This is a genomic window from Ensifer adhaerens (genome assembly GCF_002940685.1).
Taxonomy (GTDB): Bacteria; Pseudomonadota; Alphaproteobacteria; order Rhizobiales; family Rhizobiaceae; genus Ensifer; species Ensifer adhaerens_E.
Map to the genome: position 1 here is coordinate 1 of NZ_PNFP01000006.1, position 24,388 is coordinate 24,388.

At 61.6% G+C, this 24,388-nt stretch carries 22 protein-coding genes, 1 tRNA gene and 2 pseudogenes; 15 read left to right on the forward strand and 10 right to left on the reverse strand.

All coding sequences use genetic code 11. From position 1 onward, the window contains the following. From C1A35_RS36550 to C1A35_RS35925, 4 genes and pseudogenes are all read left to right on the forward strand, one after another. Positions 1-344: pseudogene (locus tag C1A35_RS36550) on the forward strand (hypothetical protein); the annotation flags it as partial. Between the two features lie 422 nt (positions 345-766). Continuing rightward, the gene (locus C1A35_RS12980) at positions 767-1,243 is read left to right on the forward strand and encodes a helix-turn-helix domain-containing protein (protein WP_104664735.1); all 477 of its coding nucleotides are present in this window, start codon (positions 767-769) and stop codon (positions 1,241-1,243) included. A 263-nt stretch (positions 1,244-1,506) separates the two neighbouring features. Further along, positions 1,507-1,794: a hypothetical protein gene (locus C1A35_RS12985; protein ID WP_104664736.1), complete on the forward strand. Its 288-nt coding sequence runs from the start codon at positions 1,507-1,509 to the stop codon at positions 1,792-1,794. Positions 1,795-2,013: 219 nt separating this feature from the next. Beyond that, on the forward strand, positions 2,014-2,424 hold the full coding sequence (locus C1A35_RS35925) for a hypothetical protein (protein WP_158665058.1): 411 nt from the start codon (positions 2,014-2,016) through the stop codon (positions 2,422-2,424). 125 nt (positions 2,425-2,549) lie between these two features. Here C1A35_RS35925 and C1A35_RS12990 read toward each other — a convergent pair whose 3' ends face one another. Then, entirely contained in the window at positions 2,550-3,146 is a 597-nt protein-coding gene (locus tag C1A35_RS12990) for a hypothetical protein (protein WP_158665059.1), read from the reverse strand. A 143-nt stretch (positions 3,147-3,289) separates the two neighbouring features. On the opposite strand from C1A35_RS12990, the gene C1A35_RS12995 reads away from it, so the two are divergent. Beyond that, positions 3,290-3,910: a recombinase family protein gene (locus C1A35_RS12995; protein ID WP_104664738.1), complete on the forward strand. Its 621-nt coding sequence runs from the start codon at positions 3,290-3,292 to the stop codon at positions 3,908-3,910. A 13-nt stretch (positions 3,911-3,923) separates the two neighbouring features. On the opposite strand, the gene C1A35_RS13000 is transcribed toward C1A35_RS12995, so the two are convergent. The 6 genes from C1A35_RS13000 to C1A35_RS13030 all read right to left on the reverse strand — a co-directional run bounded on the left by C1A35_RS13000 (position 3,924) and on the right by C1A35_RS13030 (position 11,850). Next, a complete protein-coding gene (locus C1A35_RS13000) occupies positions 3,924-4,598 on the reverse strand; it encodes a hypothetical protein (RefSeq protein WP_104664739.1) in 675 nt (224 codons plus the stop codon). Between the two features lie 40 nt (positions 4,599-4,638). Continuing rightward, entirely contained in the window at positions 4,639-7,830 is a 3,192-nt protein-coding gene (locus C1A35_RS13005; RefSeq protein WP_104664740.1) for a type I restriction endonuclease subunit R, read from the reverse strand. Next, positions 7,830-8,258, reverse strand: a complete 429-nt coding sequence (locus tag C1A35_RS13010) for a hypothetical protein (RefSeq protein WP_104664741.1) — start codon at positions 8,256-8,258, stop codon at positions 7,830-7,832. The genes C1A35_RS13005 and C1A35_RS13010 overlap by 1 nt, the downstream gene beginning before the upstream one ends. Before the next feature lie 406 nt (positions 8,259-8,664). Further along, the gene (locus tag C1A35_RS13020; RefSeq protein WP_104664743.1) at positions 8,665-10,065 is read right to left on the reverse strand and encodes a restriction endonuclease subunit S; all 1,401 of its coding nucleotides are present in this window, start codon (positions 10,063-10,065) and stop codon (positions 8,665-8,667) included. Then, positions 10,058-11,611 (reverse strand): type I restriction-modification system subunit M, encoded by a 1,554-nt coding sequence (locus C1A35_RS13025; protein WP_104664744.1) that lies wholly within the window; start codon positions 11,609-11,611, stop codon positions 10,058-10,060. Before C1A35_RS13025 ends, C1A35_RS13020 begins: the two co-directional genes overlap by 8 nt. Before the next feature lie 164 nt (positions 11,612-11,775). Further along, a tRNA-Gln gene (locus tag C1A35_RS13030) sits at positions 11,776-11,850 on the reverse strand. Positions 11,851-12,064: 214 nt separating this feature from the next. Between C1A35_RS13030 and C1A35_RS13035 the strand changes: the two genes are divergently transcribed. The 5 genes from C1A35_RS13035 to C1A35_RS37340 are packed head-to-tail and all read left to right on the forward strand — an operon-like array spanning position 12,065 to position 14,363. After that, positions 12,065-12,361, forward strand: a complete 297-nt coding sequence (locus C1A35_RS13035) for a cupin domain-containing protein (RefSeq protein WP_104664745.1) — start codon at positions 12,065-12,067, stop codon at positions 12,359-12,361. A 17-nt stretch (positions 12,362-12,378) separates the two neighbouring features. Continuing rightward, entirely contained in the window at positions 12,379-13,302 is a 924-nt protein-coding gene (locus C1A35_RS13040; RefSeq protein ID WP_104664746.1) for an MBL fold metallo-hydrolase, read from the forward strand. 2 nt (positions 13,303-13,304) lie between these two features. Continuing rightward, positions 13,305-13,757, forward strand: a complete 453-nt coding sequence (locus C1A35_RS13045) for a thiol-disulfide oxidoreductase DCC family protein (protein WP_104664747.1) — start codon at positions 13,305-13,307, stop codon at positions 13,755-13,757. Next, positions 13,754-14,230, forward strand: a complete 477-nt coding sequence (locus tag C1A35_RS13050) for a DUF4166 domain-containing protein (protein WP_104664748.1) — start codon at positions 13,754-13,756, stop codon at positions 14,228-14,230. Before C1A35_RS13045 ends, C1A35_RS13050 begins: the two co-directional genes overlap by 4 nt. Before the next feature lie 19 nt (positions 14,231-14,249). Then, a complete protein-coding gene (locus C1A35_RS37340; RefSeq protein WP_158665060.1) occupies positions 14,250-14,363 on the forward strand; it encodes a hypothetical protein in 114 nt (37 codons plus the stop codon). Positions 14,364-14,389: 26 nt separating this feature from the next. Here C1A35_RS37340 and C1A35_RS13055 read toward each other — a convergent pair whose 3' ends face one another. Next, the gene (locus C1A35_RS13055) at positions 14,390-15,298 is read right to left on the reverse strand and encodes a DUF1499 domain-containing protein (RefSeq protein WP_104664749.1); all 909 of its coding nucleotides are present in this window, start codon (positions 15,296-15,298) and stop codon (positions 14,390-14,392) included. Positions 15,299-15,345: 47 nt separating this feature from the next. On the opposite strand from C1A35_RS13055, the gene C1A35_RS36715 reads away from it, so the two are divergent. Then, positions 15,346-15,948, forward strand: coding sequence for a hypothetical protein (locus C1A35_RS36715; RefSeq protein ID WP_234822860.1), 603 nt, complete (start codon positions 15,346-15,348; stop codon positions 15,946-15,948). Between the two features lie 333 nt (positions 15,949-16,281). Next, a complete protein-coding gene (locus C1A35_RS13065) occupies positions 16,282-16,554 on the forward strand; it encodes a hypothetical protein (protein WP_104664751.1) in 273 nt (90 codons plus the stop codon). A gap of 51 nt (positions 16,555-16,605) precedes the next feature. Here the strand turns inward: C1A35_RS13065 and ppdK are convergent, their stop codons facing one another. After that, entirely contained in the window at positions 16,606-19,272 is a 2,667-nt protein-coding gene (ppdK, locus tag C1A35_RS13070; RefSeq protein ID WP_104664752.1) for a pyruvate, phosphate dikinase, read from the reverse strand. On the opposite strand from ppdK, the gene C1A35_RS35935 reads away from it, so the two are divergent. From C1A35_RS35935 to C1A35_RS13080, 3 genes and pseudogenes are all read left to right on the forward strand, one after another. Then, positions 19,271-19,507, forward strand: coding sequence for a hypothetical protein (locus C1A35_RS35935; RefSeq protein WP_158665061.1), 237 nt, complete (start codon positions 19,271-19,273; stop codon positions 19,505-19,507). The genes ppdK and C1A35_RS35935 overlap by 2 nt on opposite strands. 207 nt (positions 19,508-19,714) lie before the next feature. Further along, positions 19,715-20,182 (forward strand): annotated as a pseudogene (locus tag C1A35_RS37270) (caspase family protein); the annotation flags it as partial. Between the two features lie 142 nt (positions 20,183-20,324). Then, on the forward strand, positions 20,325-20,831 hold the full coding sequence (locus C1A35_RS13080; protein ID WP_234822861.1) for a lectin-like protein: 507 nt from the start codon (positions 20,325-20,327) through the stop codon (positions 20,829-20,831). A 2-nt stretch (positions 20,832-20,833) separates the two neighbouring features. On the opposite strand, the gene C1A35_RS13085 is transcribed toward C1A35_RS13080, so the two are convergent. After that, complete coding sequence (locus tag C1A35_RS13085) at positions 20,834-24,295, reverse strand: chromosome segregation SMC family protein (protein WP_104664755.1); 3,462 nt, start codon at positions 24,293-24,295, stop codon at positions 20,834-20,836. Positions 24,296-24,388 lie beyond the last annotated feature (93 nt).

A 24,388-nucleotide genomic window follows, 5' to 3' on the forward strand; every position in this document is an offset into this window, starting at 1 on the left:
TCGCTACGGCGCTGTCGAGGGCGCGCTCGCGAGCGGCTTCGCTACCGCCCAGCTACACCACTTGTGGGGACGCGACCCACAGGCGAGCGCTAAAGATCACCCGACCTGACGAGCGAACTGGCAAAGATCGCGTTGACTTCCATTCGCTTCGACGCAGCGCGATCAAGGTTCTTGAGCGGGCAAGACTACCTCAAACCGAGGTAGCGCAGGTTGTCGGACATGATCGGGAGGGCATAACGTTCGGCACCTACAACCCAGATGGCTTGGATATTCACGCCCTGCAACAGGTTGTCGAGGCGATTAGGTATCCAGAGATAGAGCAGGCCTTGGTGGCTGCTGCCTGAGAACCCCTGAACGACCACCTTTACACGACCTTCTCTGCCCCCGTTGAGCGATCTTCGGGGGCTTTGCTTTTGGACGACGAATTACCACCACCATACGGATAGACCGCTGCTTCCCGGCGCTGTTCGATTACCACCCCCTTTAGAATAGACGCCTGCTTCCGAGGACGGCGCTCGATTGCCACCACCTTAGAGAAAGAGGTGCCTCTTGGCGCGCGGAAGTCGATTACCCCACCCTTTGGAATAAATTGGAAATCGTGACGAGCGTTTTTACGCACCCGCCGGGAACGTCACGTAGCTGTAGCGTTCATCTCATTGACGGTTGATTAGGCCCGCTTCCTCCTCGTGAGGGGCGGGTCGTTCTTTATCGACCGCTGATGAGATGCACCGACAGCCAATCAACCGTCGCAACGAGAACTCAGCTAATGACCAATTATCGTGAATGGCTGGAACGCCACGATGAAGCAGTTCGTGCAGCCTTTCCCCACACCCTCGACAGAGCCAACCAAGCTCGCAGGGACATCACCGAGTTCAATCACAAGGCCGTCCATCTCCTGGCTGTGCTTGGATGGAAGGTGTGCCTGATTGCTGACGAGCTGGATATTTCCGAGCGCACTGTCTGGCGTCTCCTTAAGCAGCCCTGCGAAGCCCGTGAGGTGGAGCGTCAGGAGGCCCAGGAGCGGAGAGCAAGGGTAGCCCTCGCTCGTACCAGCGATCCCTTCCTTACAGACGAGGACATGCCGTGGCTCTCCCGCAAGGAGCATCACGAAGTAACCTCGACCCGTGGCAAAGTCAGGGAGTATCTTGCGGCTGGGCACTCGCAGGTCGAGATCGTGAAGCTCTCCGGGCTCTCTAAGCAGCTCATCAGCTACCACGTTCAACAGCTCAAGAAGGCTGCTTGATGGATTGTTATCACGGGAGAAACAGTCTCCTCTGATTGTTCACCGCGCCGTGCCATTTGGGAAAGTCAGAAAACCACATAAGTATCTGATAATAATGGATAAAATCAGGTCAAAATCCTCATGTATAGTTCAACATCACTTCATCACCTTGTCCTCATCATCGAGACCTCAGAAGACATCACCACCTCCTTCGTCGGTAAGACCAAGGATGGGAATTGAATGAAGGTTGTCGATGGTGGACCTGATGAAAGCAGGCTTCATCGGTGATCTTCATCTCGATTATGGTGGACCTGATCGACGTCCTCCCCCCTCGCGGCCATCTCCAGTCGCACATCAACCAACATCAGGACATTCTCATGGAAGACACCAGCTACCATGTTCGTGGCAGCAGGCACTATCGCGCCAAACTGACAGCAGCTGACATCCCGGTCATTCGTCAGATGAACCGTGATGGTGTCGCTCAAACTGTGATTGCTCGTCAGTACGGCGTGAAGCAGCCAGCAATCTGGTTTTTCATTGCCAAGCGAAGTTGGTCACACATTCCCGACTGACCGCAATCATCATCATCACCACGACCAGCGTTCTTACGCACCCGTAGGCCGTCACGCCGAGAGCCTCCCGCTCTTGCCGGGAACAGGTCGTTCAACCGTTCATCTGATTGGGAGAGACACCGACCGAGGCCTTGCAAACCTTGGTCGGCCCTCACTACGCCCCGGCTCTGATGAACCATCACGCCTGTTCGATCCTCAACCCAATCAGGAACGAACTTCATGAACATCTTCAACAACACCGCCCACCGCTTCTACATCGTGCCCACCAAACGGGATAAGCGGCACACTCTCTACTCGGTCATCTTCAATGGCCGCGTTGTGATCCTCGGAACGCATCTCCCGTCCGCTGCTGGCTGTCGATACCTCGCTTCGATGTGTCTCTCTGGTCGAGCAGAGATGTGGGACTTCTCACGGCCGTACGCCCGCATGGTCTTCCCTGATCTGGTCAAAGCCGCTGGTATGACGGTCGAGGATGATGACCTCGGTAGACCTCGCGTTAAACCGGTCAGAAAGCCGTGTCAGGGCCGCAATCATAAAGGTTCAGACGCCGCGACGGACATTCACCCATCCAGCGATGAACGCCTCTCTACGGTCGATACCTCGGCGCGCCCCTGCCCTCGACGACAGTGATCGGGGCTTGAAGCGCTCTTCGGGGGGCGGAATTTTCGCATCGAATTTTTCTGCCCCCAAATCAGAGAAGCGGAGACAGCACTCCCCCCCGGCACCCCCCGACCCCGAAAACCATGCCCTGGGGATCAAAAATCGACTGACCACACCTGCACCCCATTCCTCTCAAACTGAGGAAGGCGCATGTTGCCGGGAAACCGGGGAGACATGAAGAAGACGTAGCGGTTGGTCTCAGGACGGCTCGCCAGCTTGGACAAGTCTTTAGACAGCTTGTTGTTGTTTCGTGGGGTGACTGCTGCAAACGTCTCCGCTCCAACCAGCCCCTCGACTTCACTCATCACGTCGAGCGGTTGTGAGGCATGCGCACCGGGAGCCAGGTGGTAACCTCCCGCATCAGGGTGCAGTTGAAATAGCCGCCTCGCGGCCAACAACGCGACAGCATAGGTCCATGTTTGATTGACCTGCTCAATGACGTTGAGCGCATGATGTGCGATCGGGTGATATCCGACCGCCTCGAACTTCAGCCGCCGCAAGAAGTCGAGTGGCTCACCATCAAAGGCGGTGATCCACTGCCGAACCTGTGTTGCCGAAGCTACCATACGAGCAAGCAAGAGATCGACATCCTCTACGGACTGTACCTTTATCGAGCTCTCCAGATACGCACTGTTGTCCATTTTATGAGCCAAACACTGATGATGCAGCCAATGGACAATCACAGCCTTCAAGTCACGTCAACCATCGCACCGACAGGTTCGCTTTCGGTACACGTTAAGAGAACCACGTCGGAATTGGTTCGATAAAGCCCGATTGACAACCCATAGCGAACCAACAATAAAAGAACCACCCATAACGAACCGAGGTGATTTCCATGCATGTCCGCGCCTATCTCCGAGCCAGCACCAAAGACCAAGATGCCAGCCGTGCAAGGGACGACCTGTTTCGCTTCTCTGAAGAGCGCGGGCTGAAGGTAGCGGCATCCTATGTGGAGAATGAAAGCGGCGCATCCTTGGCCCGGCCTGAACTGTTCCGGCTTCTCTCAGACTGCCACCCCGGCGATGTCCTGCTGGTGGAGCAGGTGGACCGACTGAGCCGCTTGAACGCCTCCGACTGGGAAAGACTGAAAGCCGAGATTACATCGCGACGGGTGAAGGTGGTGGCGCTCGACCTGCCCACCTCGTGGATGATGGCCACGGCTGACAAGGACGACATTCAAAGCCGTATACTGGACGCCATCAACGGAATGATGCTCGACATGCTCGCAGCCATCGCCCGCAAGGACTACGAGGATCGCAGGAGACGACAGGCGCAGGGCATCGCCAAGGCAAAGGCTGAAGGCGCCTACAAGGGACGCCCTGAAGACACAGAACGTAACGAGGCCATCATGAGGATGCTCCAGACTGGCCAGTCCTGGAACACTATTGTGAATGCCACCGGTTGCTCACGCTCAACCTTGGCGAGGTTGGCTGCAAGAATGAAGACGGACGCATGAAGTCATCAGCTTCTCACGCCCGCTCACTTTCGAGGGGGCGATTATGTCTTTTTCGCCGGGCGTTTGACGCCACTGGCCACGGCAGAGTGAGAGGTCGCTCCGGCAGTTCCCAACGCGTCGGGTCTTTCAGTACGTGGTCACCTACTGGGCGGATTTTTCGCCTCATCGACCCACCCACCTCGTCTTGCAGCAGTTCCACGAAATCTCTTCGCGATTGCCAGACATGCTGCCTTAACGTTTTTCTGTCCCCTTCCTTCCCGACGGATACATGGCGGGCCACGTAGCAGACCCTCAGCACGTGATCGAGGACCTTAACGCGGGTTCCCTCGTCATCGTTCTTGCCACCTTTCGCCTTGGCCGAAGGTGTCGACCACCAAGTGAACTGAAGGTCGAGTAGTCTGCCGCCTCCTTGTTCCTTAACGTTTGGAAAGAACAGCCGCCCCTTGTCGACGAGTGCACTCGCTCTCTGGCTGAGCTTCTCGGTCTCAGCGGCGCTGTATGTCGTCTCAGGAGATAGTGGAAAGCACGCCGTTTCGATTTCGGCCATGACATCAATCACTTCCTGCCCCCACTGGGTCATCTCGACATCGCGTTGGCGGCTCGCTGCACGAGAAGTAAAGAACCATTGCGCGAGCGCGACCAAGACGGCAGCCACAGCAGCAATTGAAGCAAGCATGCCCTCAGACATTAATTCCTACCCTTCCTGGTCGCCCACGAAGCCACACCCCCTAATGGGCGGCCACTTCCTTCAACAATAACTCGGCCTGCGCCAGCACGGTCTGCACCGCTTCCTGCTCCAGATCAGGAGGATAGCCGAACTTCTTAAGGATGCGCTTGACCAACACCCGCATCTTGGCCCGAGCGGCTGCCCTATGCTGCCAGTCGACGGTTACAGACTTGCGCATTTGCTCAACCAGCTCATGCGCGATCACGCGGAGCTGTTCGCTCCCCATGGCTTGGACGGCGCTGTCATTGGCCGCAAGGGCGTCATAGAAGGCGACCTCCTCCTGCGTGAGACCCAACTCTTCGCCCCTTGCAGCTGCGGCCTGCATCTCCTTGGCGAGAGCGATCAACTCCTGGATCATCTCGACGGTGGAGATCGCGTTGGCGTGGTAGCGCGCTACCGCCTCTTCCAGCCGCTTGGAGAAGGCCTTGGACTGGACGACGTTGGTTTGCGAGCGGCTCCTGATCTCGCCATTCAGCAGCTTCTTCAGCGCCTCCAGCGCGAGGTTCTTCTTTTCCATGCGCTGGACATCTGCAAGGAATTCATCCGATAGAACGGAGATATCCGGCGACTGCAGCCCCGCAGCTTTGAGGATGTCCACGATCTCGGCATTGGCGACAGCTTGGTTCAGCAACTGCTCCACGGCGAGCGACTTGGCCTTGTCCGACATCTTGCCGGTGGCAGTCGTCTTCACGAGTGCAGCACGCACCGCCTGGAAGAAGCCGACCTCATCGCGAATTTCGGCTGCGGCATCGCTTGCCGAGGCCAGCGCATAGGCTTTGCTCAGTTCAAGCACCACGTCCTGGTAGCGGCGGTGGGCCTTCTTTTTCGCCTCAATGCCCTCAACCTTCGCGGCTTCCTTCTCCTGCCGCTTCAGTATCCAGTCGATACCATTAGCTAATGCCTTCAAGCGCTGCTGCGACGTGCCCACGATGCCGAAGCTATAATCATGACCGTTGAACATGGCCCGCACGATCTCGTACTTCTCCAGAAGAACGGCAACGGCCTCCTCCTCATCGATGCCCGTCTTATCTCGGTCGGACTGGGAGTATTGCGCCAGCGCCTTCTTAAGGTTCTGGGCAATACCGATGTAGTCGACAATCAGTCCACCCGGCTTGTCTTTGAAGACGCGATTGACCCGGGCGATCGCCTGCATCAGGCCGTGGCCGTGCATCGGCTTGTCGATGTACATCGTGTGCATGCAGGGCGCGTCGAAACCGGTCAGCCACATGTCGCGCACGATCACCAGCTTCAGCGGATCATCGAGGTTGCGGGCTCGCTTGGCGAGATCATCGCGCCGCCTCTTGTTGCCAATGTGGGGCTGCCACTCCAGCGGGTCGGAGGCCGAGCCGGTCATCACGATCTTGATCGCGCCCTTGTCATCATCGTCCGAATGCCAATCGGGCCGAAGCGCAACGATCTCGTTGTAGAGGTCGACACAGATGCGGCGGCTCATGCAGACAGCCATGGCCTTGCCCGGCAAACCTTCAACGCGCTTCTCAAGGTGTGCGACAAGATCGGCAGCGATCTGCGAGAGCCGCTTCTTAGAGCCCACCAACCGCTCGACGGTCGTCCATTTGGCCTTCTGTTTCTCCTGCTCGCTGAGGGTATCGTCTTCGAGCATCGCCTCAATCTCGGCATCGATCTTCGGCTTCTCGTCTTCGTTCAGCTCGATGCGGGCCAGCCGGCTCTCGTAGTAGATGGGGACCGTCGCCTTGTCCTCGACCGCCCGGCTGATGTCGTAGACGTCGATGTATCCGCCGAAGATCGCGGGCGTGTTGACGTCGTCCCCCTCGATCGGCGTTCCGGTGAAGCCGATGAAAGAGGCATTCGGCAACGCCTCGCGGATATAGTGCGCGTAGCCATAGCGCCGCTTGCCGGTGTCCTTGTCGAGCTTGGCGTCGAACCCGTATTGGCTGCGGTGCGCCTCGTCGGCCATGACGATCACGTTGCGCCGATCCGTCAGCATCGGGAAGCTTTCCTCGCCCGCCTCGGGCGTGAACTTCTGAACAGTGGTGAAGATTACGCCGCCCGATGCCCGGTTCAAGAGCCGCCGGAGATCGTCCCGGCTATTGGCCTGTTCCGGTGTCTGGCGGATCAAATCCTTGCACAGGCTGAAGGTGCCGAAAAGCTGGTCATCGAGATCGTTACGGTCGGTCAATACGATCAGCGTCGGGTTCTCAAGCTCCCGTGAACGGACGATCAACCCGCCGAGGAACGCCATCAGGAAGCTCTTGCCGGAGCCCTGGGTATGCCAGATCACGCCGATCTTGCGGTTGCCGTCCGGCTTCGCCGCCTCGATCGCGCTGGTAATCGCCTTGCGGGCACCGTGGAACTGGTGATAGCCACCAATGATCTTGAAGGCACCCGCCCCCTGGTCTCCGAACACGATGAAGTCGCGGATGAGCGCAAGGAACCGCTCCTTGTCGAACACCCCCCGCAGCAGCGTATCCATCTCGTAAGGGCCATGGGGTGTGAAGTCGCCAGCCGCGCCCGTCACAGAGCGCCAGGGCATGAAGCGCTCCTCATCCGCCGTCAGAGAGCCGATGCGGGCGAGCATACCATCCGAGGCGATCAACACGGCATTGGTGCGGAAGAGCGAGGGTACCTGTGCCTTGTAGGTCTGAAGCTGCTGGAAGGCGTGGTCGATGGTCGCCGCCTCGCTGCCTGCGTTCTTCAGTTCGATGATGCCGAGTGGCAGACCGTTGACGAAGATCATGACGTCGGGTCGGCGGGTGTACTTGCCCTCGACGACGGTGAACTGGTTGGTCACGAGCCAGTCGTTGTTCTCGGGGTTATCGAGATCGATCAGCCAGACCTTGTCGCCCTTGACTTCGCCATCGCCGATACCGAACTCAACATCGACGCCTTCGGCAATCAGCCTGTGAATGCGCCGGTTTTCCTCCACCAGCGAGGGCGTCTCCGTGACCAGCAATTGTCGGATGGCCTGCTCGCGGGCGTCTGTCGGGATTGTCGGGTTCAGCCGCTCAGCAGCAACCCTTAACCGCTCTGCCAGCAGCACATCGCTATAAGCCTCGCGAGCGGGTGAGCTGCCATCGGGAGAGATCACCGCTGCATTCTCGTAGGTGTAGCCCAGATCGCGGAAGGTGCCGATCACCGCCTCTTCGACAAGGCCTTCGTTGAAGCCACTCTTGCTGTGTTCGGAAGCTGACTGCGTGTAGTGGACGTCGTCCATCACCAGACCTCAAAACGTTCAAGGTTGCGCTCACCGGCTCGCTGCAGAAGCGCGGATCGAAACTCTTCTTTGATCACACCGGCATCGCGACAAGCGGTGCTCAGGTCGTCCACATCAGGGATCGCAGCCAGCCAAAGAGCCTCAAACTCTGCAGCAGTCAGACGCTCGACTTCTTTTAGGAGGAAGGCATCCAGAATGCTGTCCCAGGGGTCGCCGTCATCAAAGTGCGGGCCATTTTGTGCATCGTGGCAAAACTCATCCCAAAGGCTCTTATGGTTGTAGTCGTCACCAAAGATGCCGGAAGAAGGCCGACGCTGAAGGGCGTGGATGATGCGCTGTGCCGCACGCTGATTGTATTCTGCGGCCAGTCGAAATAAGGCTGATTGAGCTGCCTCGGGCAGATCATAGCAAGCGCTGGGGCTATCCATCACTTGGCGCCCCCGCCCTTCACTGCGTCTAGGATGCTGTCCAGGTCCCTAACTGTTTTCGGCACGAAACGCCACGCGTCCCTGCGATGCAGCCGATCCATTGTCTTCAGGGCAGAGTGACGGCCATATTGCATCCCGCCATAGGGACTGGGAACTGAATATGTCTCGCTCCCCGACCGAAACTGCCCTCCCCGCGACAGGGCGTAATGGCGATCTATCGCCCGCGCCTCGCACCATAGCTGCAGGTTGGCCCCCTTTACTATGATCACCACCTCGACACCTCCGAGCGCAGCATTGGGCATGACATATCGGCGCGCGTGGACGTTCTGATGATTGGACCGATGGACCGTAGCCTCCTTGTCCAGTCTCGCGGTTGCCTGCATCTTGATCAGTTCTGCCTGTGCGGTCACTGCGCCGCCTCCAACCGTTCTTCTGTTTCCGAAAGGCGAATTTCGCCTGAAATCAGCTTCGGCAGGAGGAGATCGCGGGTAGCGCCGAGGGTCTGGATTTGTCGATTATTGACGCTCTGGAGTAAGCAGAGGCTTTGAACGATTTTTGAAAACTCAAGCGCAACCTCATCCGACGAATGCAGAAATGGCATTGCATTAAGAGTAGAGGTGTTGAGGTTTGGCATAGTTGCGCCGATCGCCCGAGAGCGTATCCACTCGACCATAGCCGGTTGATCAAGCCAATAGTATAAAAACTCTGCAGGCATTGCGCTCGCTGGAAAACGCACCTTTAGACAACCAGTTCCGCACAACCATCCCGCTTGATCGTCGCCGATTAGTGCCTTGCGCCCAATGTCACCCCTTCGCCCATACACGATGTCCCCTTTTGCCAAGCGGTGCTTCGCAAGGCGATTGGCTGTGTCTTCGGCAACATAAGCAAACTCACTGTTATCTCGAAAACCAGAATAGGTCAGGTTTGCGGGCATCACCACCGGAACGCCTAAAGCGCAATAGTCTGCTTGGTGCAACTGACTGCCAAATGGTCCTGTTTGAATAACTCCTGAAACACGAGAAGCTACCTCGTTCAACGTGCCGTACGACCACCCCTCCGGCAGCCCATCATCTCCAAGCTTGGTCGGGAAGAGGTCGGCGAGCTGCTGCGCCCGGTCGGCATCGATGACGAGGCCGCCCATGATTTCGACGGGATCGGACACGCCTTCGATTTTGCGGAGCGTGGGGCCAAAATCGACGAACCAGTCGCGGAAGATCGCCTGCGCCATCGCCTCCAGCGTTTCGTTCATCCGCCGGTTCAGTTCGATCTTGTCGTCGAGGGAGCCGAGGAGCTCCGCGATTTCCACCTGACGATCGCGGTCAGGAACAGGAATGCGCCACTGAGATGCGAAGTCGGTGTACTGAAAACGAGCCACACCGGTGTGCTGAATGTGGTAGGGCAGCATTTCCCGCGTTTCATAGATCGACTGAAGATACCAGTAGAGGTATCGAGGATCGATCAAGCCCTGCTTCACTCGCAGAAATCGACTGAAGCTCGCGCAGGTTAACGGGACTTCTCTTGCGGCAAATCGCTTCTCGGACAGATAGACGGTACGACCAGTCGGCTGGTCCTTAGTGCCACCGGCAGTTTCAAGCAAAATGTCACCTGGCTGCAGTACCTTCCGTCCAGCTATTTTCTCGGGAATGAAACGGGTGGGAACTGAAGAAAAATCGCCGTACCGTACGGCCCCAAAGTCGGTACCACGAATGACGGCCATCTCGACCAACCCGTCTCCCGGTTCGCCCTTACCCCACTCTCCATCGCGCGTGTATTCCAGAAGGTCTTGCAACAGGAAAAGGTCAGCCATTGGCCCTCTCCAAGAGTGACGAGACCTGACTTTCGAGCTTTTGCCCCTCCTCAAACTGCCTGATCAACGTCTCCCTCAGTCCCTCGAATTTCTCCGCAAACGAGACGCCATCGTCTTCGGCATCCGCCGCGCCGACATAGCGCCCCGGTGTCAACACATGACCGTGCGAGTGCACCTCCTCCAAGGTCGCCGACTTGCAGAAGCCCGGCTCGTCCTGATAGTCCGCCCAGCCGTTCTTTTCGCGCGCCTCCGGTTTTGCCCGCCAGCGATGATAGACCCCGGCAATCTTCTCGATGTCCTCGTTGGTGAACTCGCGTCGAACGCGATCCACCATGAAGCCGAGCTTGCGGGCGTCGATGAAGAGGATTTCGCCGCGCCGGTCGCGGTGGCCATTGGCGCTCTTGTCACGGGCGAGTATCCACAAGCAGGCGGGTATCTGCGTCGAGAAGAACAGTTGTCCCGGTAGTGCGACCATGCAGTCCACCTGATCGGCCTCGATCATCGCCTTGCGGATGTCACCCTCGCCCGACTGCTGCGAGGACATCGAGCCGTTTGCGAGAACCACTCCCGCCGTGCCGCGAGGGGCGAGATGATGGATGATGTGCTGCAGCCAGCCGAAGTTGGCATTGCCCTTGGGAGGCACGCCGAACTTCCAACGCGCATCCTCCGCCAGCCGCTCACCGCCCCAGTCGGAAATGTTGAAGGGCGGGTTGGCAAGGATGAAGTCGGCTTTCAGGTCCGGCAGTTCGTCGCGATGGAAGCTGCCCTCGTTGTTCCATCGGATATCGGCATCGATACCCTGCACGGCGAGGTTCATCTTTGCGAGGCGCCACGTGGTGTGATTGATCTCTTGCCCATAAATGGCGATGTCGTTTCGCCGTCCGCCGTGCTCCTCGATGAACTTCTCTGACTGCACGAACATACCGCCCGAGCCGCAGCAGGGATCATAGACGCGTCCCTTATATGGCTCCAGCAGCTCGACCAGCGTCCGCACCACAGAGCGGGGAGTGAAGAACTCGCCACCACGCTTGCCCTCGGAGCTGGCAAAACCCGATAGGAAGTACTCGTAAACGCGGCCAAGCAGGTCCTTGGCCTTGTCCGAACTGTCATGCATGCCGATGTTGGAGAACAGATCGATAAGCTCGCCGAGCATCGTCTTGTTCAGCGTCGGCCGAGCGTAGTTCTTCGGCAGCACACCCTTCAGCCCCTCGTTGGACGGGGCCTTCTCGATGGCCTCCATCGCCTCATCGATCAGCTTTCCGACCTCCGGGCGCTTGGCGTTGGCCTGCAGGAAGCCCCAGCGAGCCTCCTTCGGCACCCAGAAGACGTTCTCGGCAAGATACTCCTCCGGGTCTTCCGCATCCGCGTACTCATCCGCGTCGAGCTTGGCATGCAGCCCCTCGAAGGCATCGGAGATATATTTCAGGAAGATGAGGCCGAGAGCGACGTGCTTGTACTCCGACGGCTCCAGATTGCCCCGGAGTTTATCCGCCGCTTTAAAAAGCTCAGCCGTGAAGCTGAGGTCACCATTTACTTCTTTCGCCACGTATGCGCCCCCAAATCAGTGGGGATGACGATAGGATGTGGGCATAACGGGTGTAAAGGATAAAGCGCAAGCCTCAGTTGTCCACCCAGCGTGTACCACCAACGTGTACCACTGGCGACACACATCGGCGCATAAGCTATTGAATTTATTACACAAAGAGAATGTGGCTGGGGCGCCAGGATTCGAACCTGGGAATGCCGGTACCAAAAACCGGTGCCTTACCGCTTGGCGACGCCCCAACGGATGTGGCGGGACGACACGTCCGCCAAATCGAGCGCCTGATTATCAAAGCTCGCCGCCGGTCACAATCACTAAGTTGGCATGAAGTTGAAATTTCGGCGGATTTGTTGGCACCTCGTGCAAAACGCGCTTCGAGCTCCACGGCGCGGGCGGCGTTTGTGCCCTTCCCTTCATGCGCCGCACCTCCTATTGTCCCGGCCAATGGAGAATGTCATGAGCCAGTTTCGCGCCCGTCCCCCCGCCGTTCCGAGCATTCTCGTCGATGACGCGGTCGTCAGGATCACCCGCTGGGATTTCGAGCCCGGCGCCGACACCGGCCATCATGTGCACGGGCTCGGCTATGTCGTGGTGCCGATGACAGACTGCCAGTTCCTGCTCGAGGAGGAAGCGGGCAGCCGCCGGGTCGATATCGCCAAGGGCGCCGCCTACCGCCGTGAAGCCGGCGTGGCGCACAATGTCGTCAATGCCGGGGCCGAGCCGATGTCGTTCATCGAGATCGAATACAAGTGAAAGCCAGGAAGAGGCGCATGCAGGGCCCGGACTTCGATCTCGATTTCAAGCCGGCTCATGGCGAGGCCGTGACGGTTGCCGACGACGTGCAGCGCATCACCGTCAACAATCCCGGCCCCTTCACCTTTCACGGCACCAACAGCTACATCGTCGGCAAGCGCTCCGTTGCCTTCATCGACCCCGGGCCGGATGACGAGGCCCATTTCCAGGCGCTGATGACGGCGCTCGAGGGCCGCGAGGTCACGCATATCGCCGTCAGCCATACGCATCGCGATCACTCGCCGCTGGCCCGCCGGCTGAAGGCGGCAACCGGCGCGGTGATCGTCGGCGAGGGCCCGCACCGCCCCGCCCGCCCCTTGCATGCCGGCGAGAGCAACCCATTTGCCGAAAGCTCGGACATGGAGTTTCTCCCCGATCTCGTGCTTGCCGATGGCGCACGCATCGAAGGCGACGGCTGGAGCCTGACGGGGCTTGCCACACCCGGCCACACGGCCAACCACATGGCCTTTGCGCTCGACGGCACCGGCATTCTCTTTTCCGCCGATCACGTCATGGCCTGGGCGACGACGATCGTCGCGCCGCCTGACGGCGCCATGGCCGACTACATGGCCTCGCTCGAAAAGCTGCTTTCCCGCGAAGACCGTCTCTACCTGCCCGGCCACGGCGGGCCGGTGAGCGAGCCCGCCTCCTTCCTGCGGGGCTTGCGCGCCCATCGCAAGATGCGCGAGCGCGCGGTGCTCGAACGCATCCGCGCCGGAGACAGCCGGATCTTCGAGATGGTCAAGGTCATCTACGCCTCCACCGACGTCCGGCTGCATGGGGCGGCGGCACTTTCGGTGCTCGCCCATCTCGAAGATCTGATCGAGCAGGGGCGGATCGAGACCGATGGCCCGCCCTCGCTTCTCGGAACCTACCGGCTGGCGCCCGGCGGAGCCGGCTGATCATGCAGCGGGACGCCTACAGTTATCGGAATGATGCCGCGGTGCCCGCCTTTGCCGACGACAAGCCCGTGATCGTCTTCGACGGCGAATGCATCTTCTGTTCCGGCTGGGTGCGCTTCCTGCTTCGCCATGACCGCCAGGCGCAATATCGGTATCTGACCGCACAGTCGCCGCTTGGCCAGGCGCTCTACCGGCACTATGGGCTGAGTGCCGTCAGCTTCGAAAGCAACATGCTGATCGAGGACGGAGTCGCCCGCTTCAAATCCGACGGATCGATCCGCACGCTGACACGGCTGGGCCTGCCCTGGTCGCTCGTCAACATCTGCCGGATCCTGCCGGCAGCCCTTCGCGATCCGCTCTATAATCTCGTGGCGAGAAACCGCTATCGCATCGCCGGCCGCCGCCAGAGCTGCATGGTGCCGACGCCTGAGGAGCGTGGGCGCTTCATCGCATGACGATGGAAGACATGGTCCAAAAACAGAGCATTTACCGCCAGATCCTTGGCCAGCAATGGGACCACCTGCCCGCATCGATCCGCGCCCTGCACGACCTGTCAGAGGGGCATGCCGCCTTTCGTGGACGTGCGGTCATCGAGCGCGGCAGCTCGATAGGGGCTCGACTCATCGCCTCCATGCTCGGCTTTCCCAGTGCAGGCGCTGACGTGCCTGTCGAAATCCACTTCGCATGCAGCAATGGTCGGGAAGTCTGGACCCGACGCTTCGGTGGGAAAGTCCTGCGCAGCTCGCAAAGAAAGGCCGAGAGGCGGAACGAACCAATGCTCGCGGAAGTTTTCGGACCGTTCCGTGTCCTCTGCGCTCTGGAGCCTAGGGAAAACCGCCTGCACCTCTCGGTTCGCGCCTGGTCCATCCTCGGCCTTCCGCTTCCTTTACTTCTTGCGCCGGGTGGCCAGACCTTCGAGGAAGAGTGACGGCCTGTTTCATTTCGACGTGGAGGTCGCAAGCCCGTTGACCGGCCTGATCGTGCATTATCGCGGCTGGCTACGGCCAGCGAGCGAGCCGACGGCCGACTTGGATGGTCGCAAAGCCCTCGTAAACGAATGACGTTTTCTGGCGGGCACTCCGCCGGATCAGTCGCCGGCAATGCCCAGCAATTCGGCATCAAGCGCCCGCAGGAACTGGTCGGCGAAGGCCGCACCCATGCCGAGATCATGCGGCCCGTAACGCGAGGCGACGCGCAGATCAACGAAGGTCGTCTCCGCTTCCTCGCGCAGCCGGATCAACACGTCGAAGCGGAAACCGGCAATCAGGGTGCGCCACTCGCCCTGAAGCACGACGTCGCTGGCGCGGCGCCCGGCAATCGCACCCTCGAGCGCCAGTTCCGGACGCGCCGCCGGAACGGGAATGTTTTCCGGCTCGGCGTTCGTGTCCGCGCCCGCATTTGGCCGGACCGCCAGATCCTCGAGATCGGCGCGGGCATTCTCGACGCCGAGCTCCTCCGTAATGCCGACACGGCTCTGTTCGATGACGTTGCGTACCCCCTGATAGACGCGGTCAAGCGCGCCATCGTAGCGTCGGCCGGTCAGGGCCGGATAGGCCAGGATCTGCGCCTCGCGGTCCTGAGGCGTCACCGCCGCCTTGCGCTTCAGCCAGCTCTCCTGCGCCTGCGGCACCTTGAGCCACGGTGGCGGCGTCACCGTGTCGGTGCTGACATCGTAGATCTCCGGGCGGGTGAGATACTGGACGACACCAAAGCCGATGAAGCCGAGCGCCGGCGCGGCATAGACGAGGGCTGCCGCCGAGGCGAGACCGCCGATCGCGGCAGCCTGCCAGAGCCGCGCCAGACCAACAACGGCGAGCAGAACGCCAGACAGGGCAAAGAGCCCGGCCAGGGCGACAAGGGCAAGGAAGTGCGGCGTCGTCAGCGGGCCGAAGCGATGCGCCAGCAGCGACAGCGCAAAGAGCAGGAAGGAGACGCGAGCGAAGCGGCGCGCCCAGTGGGCGGCATAGGAATAGGGGCGCTCGTACCGGACCATCATGTAGTTGAATCAATTCCCTGCCGCGAAACAGACCGCATTCTTAGACCATGCCCCGTGCCGAGGAAACAGGCAATGCGGCAGTCCGACACCGCGCCGAGGCGCCTCCCTCAAGCTTCGCCGCAAAATCGCCATTCTCGTTAACCACCTATCAACACATGGGAATGTGCCCGCGCGCCGGGGATTCGATGGCACGCGGCGTTTCAATCGGAGGCAACGGCCAGCGCGCGACATCCAGCAAGGCGCGCGGCAATCGACGGAGAACCGACATGGGCGCATCGCAGGCAGCCGTGGCCATCGCCGCTCCCTCTGTTCTTCCTGCGGGAGACGGCGGCATCCCCATGGGGCTCATCGAGCTCGAACTCTCCCTCGACGGCTTCTCCGGTAACAATGCCGATTTTACCAGCTTCGTGCGCACCGTCGCGGACAAGGCCGGCGGCGAGTTCCTGTTTGCCTTGCCAGCCTCGGATCTGATCGAAGACTGCCTGAACATTGCCGTCCTTCGTATGGGCGCTGCAGACGGCGACGCTTCGATCCTGTTTGCCTGCCTTGACGACCAGGGCAGAGCCGTCCGCATCGAGCATCCGAGCGACACAACGCGCGACCTCGAACGATTCGCCGAATCCTTTGTCGGCGTGCTCGAACGCATGTGACGCGCCAGGCCCGCACCGGGAAAATTTGAACCGCGCCCCTGGGCGTAGCGAGACCGCCAGCGACGGTGAAGCTTGTCCTGGTCGACCACCGCGCCGGGATCACTCCGACATCCCTCCGACAAGGCTCCGACACATCGGCGACCAGCGGCGAATACCTTGGCGTGCAACCGGAACCCGGCACAGAATTGGTGCCGTTCGTTTCGCTTCTCGATACAAGTCCCTATATTGATTGTGATTCGAGGCGTTGAGCGGCGTGCCGCCTGGTTGCTCACGACGAGACACCCACCGGCACGACTTCACACGACCCGGTTGCGCCGAGGAGGCGCGAGAGCCATGATGACCCGCCTGTCCATCCTTATCGCAGCCGCGCTTCTTCTGACCGCATGCCAGACAATGACACCGGAGGAACGGCGCATCGCCGACGGCAATACCTGCGCGTCCTACGGCTTCCGCCGCGGCACCGATGCGTTTGCCACCTGCCTGCAGCGGATCGAACTCGACCGCCGCGCCGAATCGCGCGCCTTCCGCTACCAGAACGACATGATGATGTGGGGCTGGGACCGGCCGGTCATCGTCTCGCGACCGGTGATCGTTCAGGCCAGGTGAAGCAAGCATCGTGACGAAGCCAACGCCGTGCGAACGGCGCTGGCATAACCGTCACCCCTTGCCGTTGATCGCGGCTTGCGCGGCGGCAAGCCGGGCGATCGGTACGCGGAAGGGCGAACAGGAGACGTAGTCGAGGCCGGCGTCTTCGCAGAAACGGATCGAGGCCGGATCCCCGCCGTGTTCGCCGCAGATGCCGAGCTTCAGCCCGTTCTTGGTCCGACGACCGCGCTCGGCCGCAATCTGGATCAGTTCGCCGACGCCGTCGAAATCGAGCGAGACGAAGGGATCCTGCTCGATGATGCCCTTCTGTTGGTAAGTCGCCAGGAATTGCGAGGCGTCGTCGCGCGAGATGCCGAAGGTCGTCTGCGTCAGGTCGTTGGTGCCGAAGGAGAAGAAGTCGGCCGCCTCGGCGATCACGCCGGCGCGCAGTGCCGCGCGCGGGAGCTCGATCATGGTACCGACGAGATAGTCAATGCCGATACCCGCCTCGCCGATCACGTCCTTCGCCACCGCATCGATGCGCTCCTTGACGTAGTCGAGTTCGGCCCTGAGGCCGACGAGCGGCACCATGATCTCGGGAACAACGGCGGCCCCGGTTTCCCGCGCGGCCTCGACCGCCGCCTCGAAAATCGCACGCGCCTGCATCTCGGCGATCTCGGGATAGGAGATCGCCAGCCGGCAACCGCGATGGCCGAGCATCGGATTGAACTCGTGCAGTTCGTCGACGCGCTGACGCAGTTCCGAGGGGTCGAGCGAAAGGGCGCCCGCCACGTCGGCGATTTCCTCGTCGGTTTTCGGCAGGAATTCGTGCAGCGGCGGGTCGAGCAGGCGGATCGTTACCGGCAAGCCGTGCATGATCGAGAACAACTCGGCGAAATCCGAGCGTTGCATCGGCAAGAGCTTGGCGAGCGCCAGTCGGCGACCGGCCTCATCGTCGGCGAGGATCATCTCGCGCATGACGTTGATGCGGTCGTCCTCGAAGAACATGTGCTCGGTGCGGCAGAGGCCGATCCCCTCGGCGCCGAAGGAGCGCGCCGCGCGTGCATCCGCCGGCGTTTCGGCATTGGTCCTGACGGTCATGCGGCGGCTGGCATCGGCCCAGGCCATGATCTTGCCGAAGTCGCCGGAAAGTTCCGGCTGCAGCATGGCGATCGCACCCTTCAGCACCTGGCCCGACGAACCGTCGATGGTGATGATGTCGCCCTTTCTGAGCGTCACGCTTCCGGCCGTCAGCGTTTCGTTGCGAAGGTCGACGCGGATGCTGCCGGCGCCGGAAACGCAAGGGGTGCCCATGCCACGGGCAACCACGGCCGCGTGGCTCGTCATGCCGCCACGGGTCGTCAGGATGCCTTCGGCGGCGTGCATGCCGTGAATGTCTTCCGGGCTGGTCTCGACGCGCACGAGGATGACCTTGCGGCCTTCCTTGTCGGCCTGCACCGCTTCCTCGGAGGTAAAGACGATCTCGCCCGTCGCGGCCCCCGGCGAAGCCGGCAGCCCGGAGCCGATGATGTCACGGCGCGCATGCGGATCGATGGTCGGGTGCAGCAACTGGTCCAGCGAGGCGGGATCGACGCGGGCAACGGCCTCCTGTTCGGAGATCAGCCCCTCCTCCGCCATATCGACCGCGACTTTCAGCGCCGCCTTGGCGGTGCGCTTGCCGGAACGCGTCTGCAGCATCCAGAGCGTGCCGCGCTCGATGGTGAATTCGAGATCCTGCATGTCGCGATAGTGTCGTTCCAGCGTATCGCAGATCGAGCGAAACTCGGCGAAGGCTTCCGGCATCAGCTTTTCGAGCGACGGCTTCTCCGAGCCGGAGCCAAGGCGTGCCGCTTCGGTAATGTTCTGCGGCGTGCGGATGCCGGCAACGACGTCTTCGCCCTGCGCGTTGACCAGAAACTCGCCGTAAAGCTCGTTCTCCCCGGTCGAGGGGTTGCGGGTGAAGGCAACGCCGGTCGCCGAGGAATTGCCGAGATTGCCGAAGACCATCGCCTGGACGTTGACGGCAGTCCCCCAGGCGGCGGGGATGGCATGCAGGTGGCGATAGGTGATCGCCCGCGGGTTCATCCAGCTCGAAAACACGGCGCCGATCGCGCCCCAAAGCTGCACTTCCGGATCCTGCGGAAAGGGTTCGCCGAGCGCCTCCTCGATCGCTTCCTTGTAGCGGGCAATGACGCTCTGCCACTCCACCGCCGAAAGCTCGGTATCCTGCTCGTGCCCGAGGCGCGCCTTTTCGTCCTCGAGGATTTCCTCGAAGACGTCGTGATCGACGCCCATGACGACATCGCCATACATCTGGATGAAGCGGCGATAGCTGTCCCAGGCAAAGCGGGCGTCGCCGGCATCGTGGCCCAGCGCATGCACGGACTGGTCGTTGAGACCGAGGTTGAGAACCGTGTCCATCATGCCGGGCATTGACGCGCGCGCGCCCGAGCGAACCGAAAGCAGCAGCGGACGACTGGTGTCGCCGAAGACACGACCGGTCACCTCTTCCATCCGGTTGATGCCCTCGCGCACCTGATCGCGCAGGCCATCCGGCATCTGCCTGTCATTGTCGAAGAAGCTGTTGCAGGCATCGGTGATGATCGTCAGGCCCGGCGGCACCGGCAAGCCGAGATTGCACATTTCGGCAAGGTTGGCGCCCTTGCCACCCAAGCGTTCACGATCACCCGCACGTCCCTCGGCCTTGCCCCCACCGAAGGTGTAAACCCATTTCGTCATGCCTGCTCTCCACCCAGAAACAGTCTTTGATGACGATCTACAGTATATGCTTCAGCCTGAAAATGCACCCGGCGAAGATTTATGTTGCAACGCATCATTTTATGTAACAGGCCAACATATTGGCGAATTTTCCGCCAAAGGCACCGGTGCACGCGCCATGACATCCCCTGATCCCGGCATTGCCGGCTTGCCATGGCCAGGCGGCTCGATTGCCGACTACATAACAATTATCTAATATAAATGCGCGACGGAGACGCTTTCACCGGCAACCCGTCAGCAATCCGTTTCAGTCTTGGAGCCCTGGCCCCGGAGATAAGTCATGGAATGGCGCACACGATTGCTGTCCCTCATCCTGTCTGCCTTGTCTCTCCTGGCGATCTTATGTGTCGCAGACGGTGCGTCGGCTGAAGGAAGCGGAAAGCGATTGGCGCTGGTCGTCGGCATGTCGAACTACACCGTGGCCGGGGCACTGCCGAACGCAGCACGCGACGCCGAAGCCTTCGACACGTTCCTTAGGGGTCAGGGGTTTGAAACGAACCTGCTGCTTAACGCCGACCGGAAGGGACTTGCCGCCGCGCTCTCAAGTTTTTCCCGAAAGATCGGCCCTGACGATGTCGCCCTGTTCTACTATGCCGGACATGGCATGCAGCTGCATGGAGAGAATTTCCTCGTCGGTACCGATGCAAGGCTCGAAAGCGAGTTCGACGTGCCGGCCGAGACCGTGGCGCTGTCCGAGATCATCAATGCGCTGGAAAAACGCGCCCGCATTTCGCTGGTCTTCCTCGATGCCTGCCGCAACAATCCGCTCGCCGAGCGGCTGACGCGCGAAGTGGAAGGTGCCACGCGCGGCGCCGCGATCAGAGGGCTGGCGCCGATCGAAACACAAGGCGGTGGTACGCTCGTGGCCTTTGCCGCAGCACCCGGGCAGGTGGCGGCCGACGGCACCGACGGGCACTCGCCCTTCGCCGAACGTCGACGGCATCTACAGCGCCACCAAACCCCGCGAATACGACATCGACGACCTGAGAGGGCTGGAAACCGACGCGCGTGTCTTGAAGGCTGTCGGCTGCCTGCCGCACTACCACATGGTCTATGGCATGTTCCAGAGCCACCTCTACGTCGCCGTCCAATCGCCCGTCTACGTTCAAGCCTCCACGGCACAATTCTGGACCAAGCTCTGCGGCGCGCATCTGGCGACGATCTCTTCGGAAGCGGAGAACGAATTCGTTGCCTCGCTCTTCAACTCGGACGAGAGCTTCTTCAACTCCGGCTATGATCCGCGCGGCTCCGTCTCCTATAAAATGGGTCCGTGGATTGGACTCGCCCAGGCACCTCAGGGCAAGGAGCCGCGGGGCGGCTGGCATTGGGACAACGGCGAACCCATGGTCTATTCGAAGTGGTTTGCCAACATGCCGAACGAGAACAAGCAAGGCGACGACGTCGGAATGTACTATGCCCATCGAGAGGGCAAGGCGGACGTAAGATCGCTCCGGGTGACGACCTGGGACGATATGGGGCCGCTCGACAGCACCAGCAGTTTTGTTCTTGAGTTCGAGTAGGTTCAGACCACTTCGCGCAGACGCTCCGCCGTCTGCAGGTCGACGGAGACGAGCTGCGATACGCCCTGCTCCGCCATCGTCACGCCGAACAGGCGGTTCATGCGCGCCATGGTGATCGGGTTGTGGGTGATGATGATGAAGCGGGTCTCGGTCGAAGCCGCCATCTCGTCCATCAGGTTGCAGTAGCGCTCGACATTGTGGTCGTCGAGCGGCGCGTCCACTTCATCGAGCACGCAGATCGGCGCCGGATTGGTGAGGAACACGGCAAAGATCAGCGCCATGGCCGTCAGCGCCTGCTCGCCGCCCGAAAGCAGCGTCATCGTCTGCGGCTTCTTGCCCGGCGGACGAGCGAGGATTTCGAGGCCCGCTTCCAGCGGATCGTCGCTCTCGATCAGTTGCAATTCGGCGGTGCCGCCGCCGAAGAGGTGCGTGAACAGCCGCTGGAACTGGACGTTGACCACATCGAAGGCGGCGATCAGCCGCTCACGGCCTTCCCGGTTCAGGTTCTGGATGGCGCTTCTGAGCTTGCGGATCGCCTCGATCACGTCGTCGCGCTCCTTCAAGAGAAGAGCAAGCTTTTCGGAAAGCTCCTTCTGCTCCTCTTCGGCCCGCAGGTTGACCGCACCAAGCCGCTCGCGCTCGATCTTCAGCCGCTCGAGCTCGCGCTCGATGTTGCGCATGTCCGGCAGCGCCTCGTCGACGGCAAGCCCGGTCAGGCGCATGACCTCATGCGGCGCGCAAGAGAGCGCCTCCTGGATGCGTGCCTCGATCTCGACACGACGCTCACGGGCCGAGACCAGGCGTTCCTCGGCACGGCCGCGCTTTTCGCGCGATTCCGCCAGTTCGGAAAGCGCGGTCGCGGCCTGGCGATCTGCCTCGCGCTGCCGGTTTTCGGCCTCGGCAAGGAGATCGGCCGCTTCGCGGCGTGCCGCTTCCGCCTTCTGCAATTCGTTCATCAGCGCCCGGCGCTTGTCCTCGAACTCGTCGGGCGCGTCGATCAGCTCTTCGACCTCGTCGCGGGCTTCCGCCTCGCGGTCGCGCAGCGTGGCGATGTGTTCCTCGGCGCTCGCCGCGCGCGCTTTCCAGGTCTGCCGTTCATTGGCAATCGCGGCTATGCGCCGCTGGCGGGCCTCGTTTTCGCGCGCCAGGCCATCATGGGCGGCACGGAACTCGGCAACGGACGCGCGATCGGCGGCGACATCGGCCGTCTGGGTGCGCAGCTTCAGCTCCAGTTCCGAGAGATCAGGCGCGTCGGCCAGCGCATCGTTTGCCGTCTCGATCTGCTCGGCAACTTCCTCGACCTGGGCCTCGATCTGGCTGCGCGATTCGGCAAGCACGGCACGCCGGCGGGCAAGATCGCCGGAGGCGCGCTCGGCGGCAGCAAGGGCATCGCGTGCTTCGGCGAGCTGCCGGGTGATCATGCGCTGCGCATCACGCGAGAGCCGCAGCCGCTCGTCTTCGGCGCGGATGCGGCTGCCGGCCGCCGCCAGTTCGGCCTCGGCGCGGTTGAGCGCCTCCTCGGCACCTTCTGCCTCGGCGTCGAGCTCGGCCAGCCGGTTCTTCTGGGCCAGCCGCAAGGCGGCCGCACTTGGCGCCTCGGAGCCGGTGACGTGCCCGTCCCAGCGCCAGACGGAACCCTGCTTGGTGACGAGGCTCTGGCCGGGCTTCAACAGCGGCAGCAGCCGTTCCGCATCCGCCTCGCTTGCGACGATGCCGATCTGCTTCAGCGCGCGGGTCAAGGCATCCGGCGCCTTCACATGCGCGATCAGCGGGCTGACACCCTCAGGCAGCTCGCCGTCGCCCGCATGATCTCCTGGCGCGCGCCAATGGGCCGGCGCGTCGGTTTCGAGCGGAGAGTCGAGATCGTCGCCGAGGGCCGCGCCCAAGGCGGTCTCGAAGCCGCGGTCGACCTTCATCTCCTCGACGACGGCGGGATAGGCGCCGCCTGCGACTGCCTCGAGCATGCGCCGGATGGTGCGTGCCTCGGTTTCGATGCCGTTCAACACGGCGCGGGCGCGATCGACGGGCTGACGCGCCTCGACCTCCATACGCCGCGCCTCGGCGAGGCTTTCCTCGATCGCGAGCACATTGCTCTCGGCTTCTTCAAGTGCTGCCTCTGCGACCTCGACCTGGCCCTGCTTTTCGTGCGGATCGGGAAGGGCCGCCATCTGGCGGTCGAGTTCATCGAGATCGCGCGACTGCTCGCCAAGCTGGCGGGCGAGCCGGGCCTGGCGCTCCGAGAGGTCACGCAGCGTCCGCTCGAGCTGGTTGCGGCCGGCCTGCGCCTCGGCGCGTTCGGCTGTCAATCGCGCCAGCAGCGCTTCACTATCGGCAAGCTTTTCATTCGCTTCCTCCAGCCGCTCGCGGGCCTCCGTTGCGCGGTCGTCGGCCTCGGCGAGCATGTCGCCGAGTTCGGCTTCTTCCGCGTCGAGGCGGGCAAGAATGCCGGCATTGTCGACGACAAGCCTTTCTTCGCGGGCGATGTCCTCGGCAAGCTGCGCCAGGCGGCGCTGCAATTCGTCGCGGCGCCTGAGAATACGGCCGGCATCCTCTTCGAGCTGCGAACGCGCGATCTGCAGGCGCTGAAGGGCGGCGGCGAACCTCGCTTCGTTCTCGCGCAGCTCCGGCAGCTTCAGGCTGGCGACCGCCTGGTCCTTGGCCGCCTGCATCTGCATCTGCGCCTTTTCCGCGACCAGCGCCGTCACCTGGTTGAGCTGGCTTGTCGCCTCGGCCTCCGCCTCCTTGGCCTGCACCCAGCGGATATGGAACAGGATCGCCTCATGCTTGCGGATATCGGCCGAGAGCATCTTGAAGCGGTTGGCCTGACGCGACTGGCGCTTGAGGCTCTCGATCTGGCTTTCGAGCTGAGAGGTCACGTCGTCGAGGCGTTCGAGATTGGTCTCGGCGGCGCGCAGGCGCAGCTCCGCCTCGTGGCGGCGCGAATGCAGGCCGGAGATGCCGGCTGCCTCTTCCAAGAGCTGGCGGCGGGCCTGGGGCTTGGCGGAGATCAGTTCGCCGATGCGGCCCTGCCCGACCATCGACGGCGAGCGCGCGCCGGTCGAGGCGTCGGCAAAGAGAAGCTGCACATCCTTGGCGCGCGCCTCCTTGCCGTTGATGCGGTAGACCGAACCCTGCTCGCGCTCGATGCGGCGGCTGACCTGAATCTCGTCGCTGTCGTTGAAGGCGGCAGGCGCTGTACGGTCGCTGTTGTCGAGATAGAGGCCGACCTCGGCCGTGTTGCGCGCCGGGCGGTTGCCGGATCCCGAAAAGATCACGTCGTCCATGCCGGAGGCGCGCATGTTCTTGTAGGAGTTCTCCCCCATCACCCAGCGCAGCGCTTCGACAAGGTTCGACTTGCCGCAGCCGTTCGGCCCGACGACGCCGGTCAGGCCCCGCTCGATGATGAACTCGGTCGGTTCGACGAAGGACTTGAAGCCCAGCAGGCGGAGCTTGTTGAACTTCATGCGGACGACGCTGGGGCGATAGGACGCCCCCCTCTGCCATCAGTGCAAAACGAAAAAACGGGCGCACGGCTGCTGCCGTCGCCCGTTTTCAGG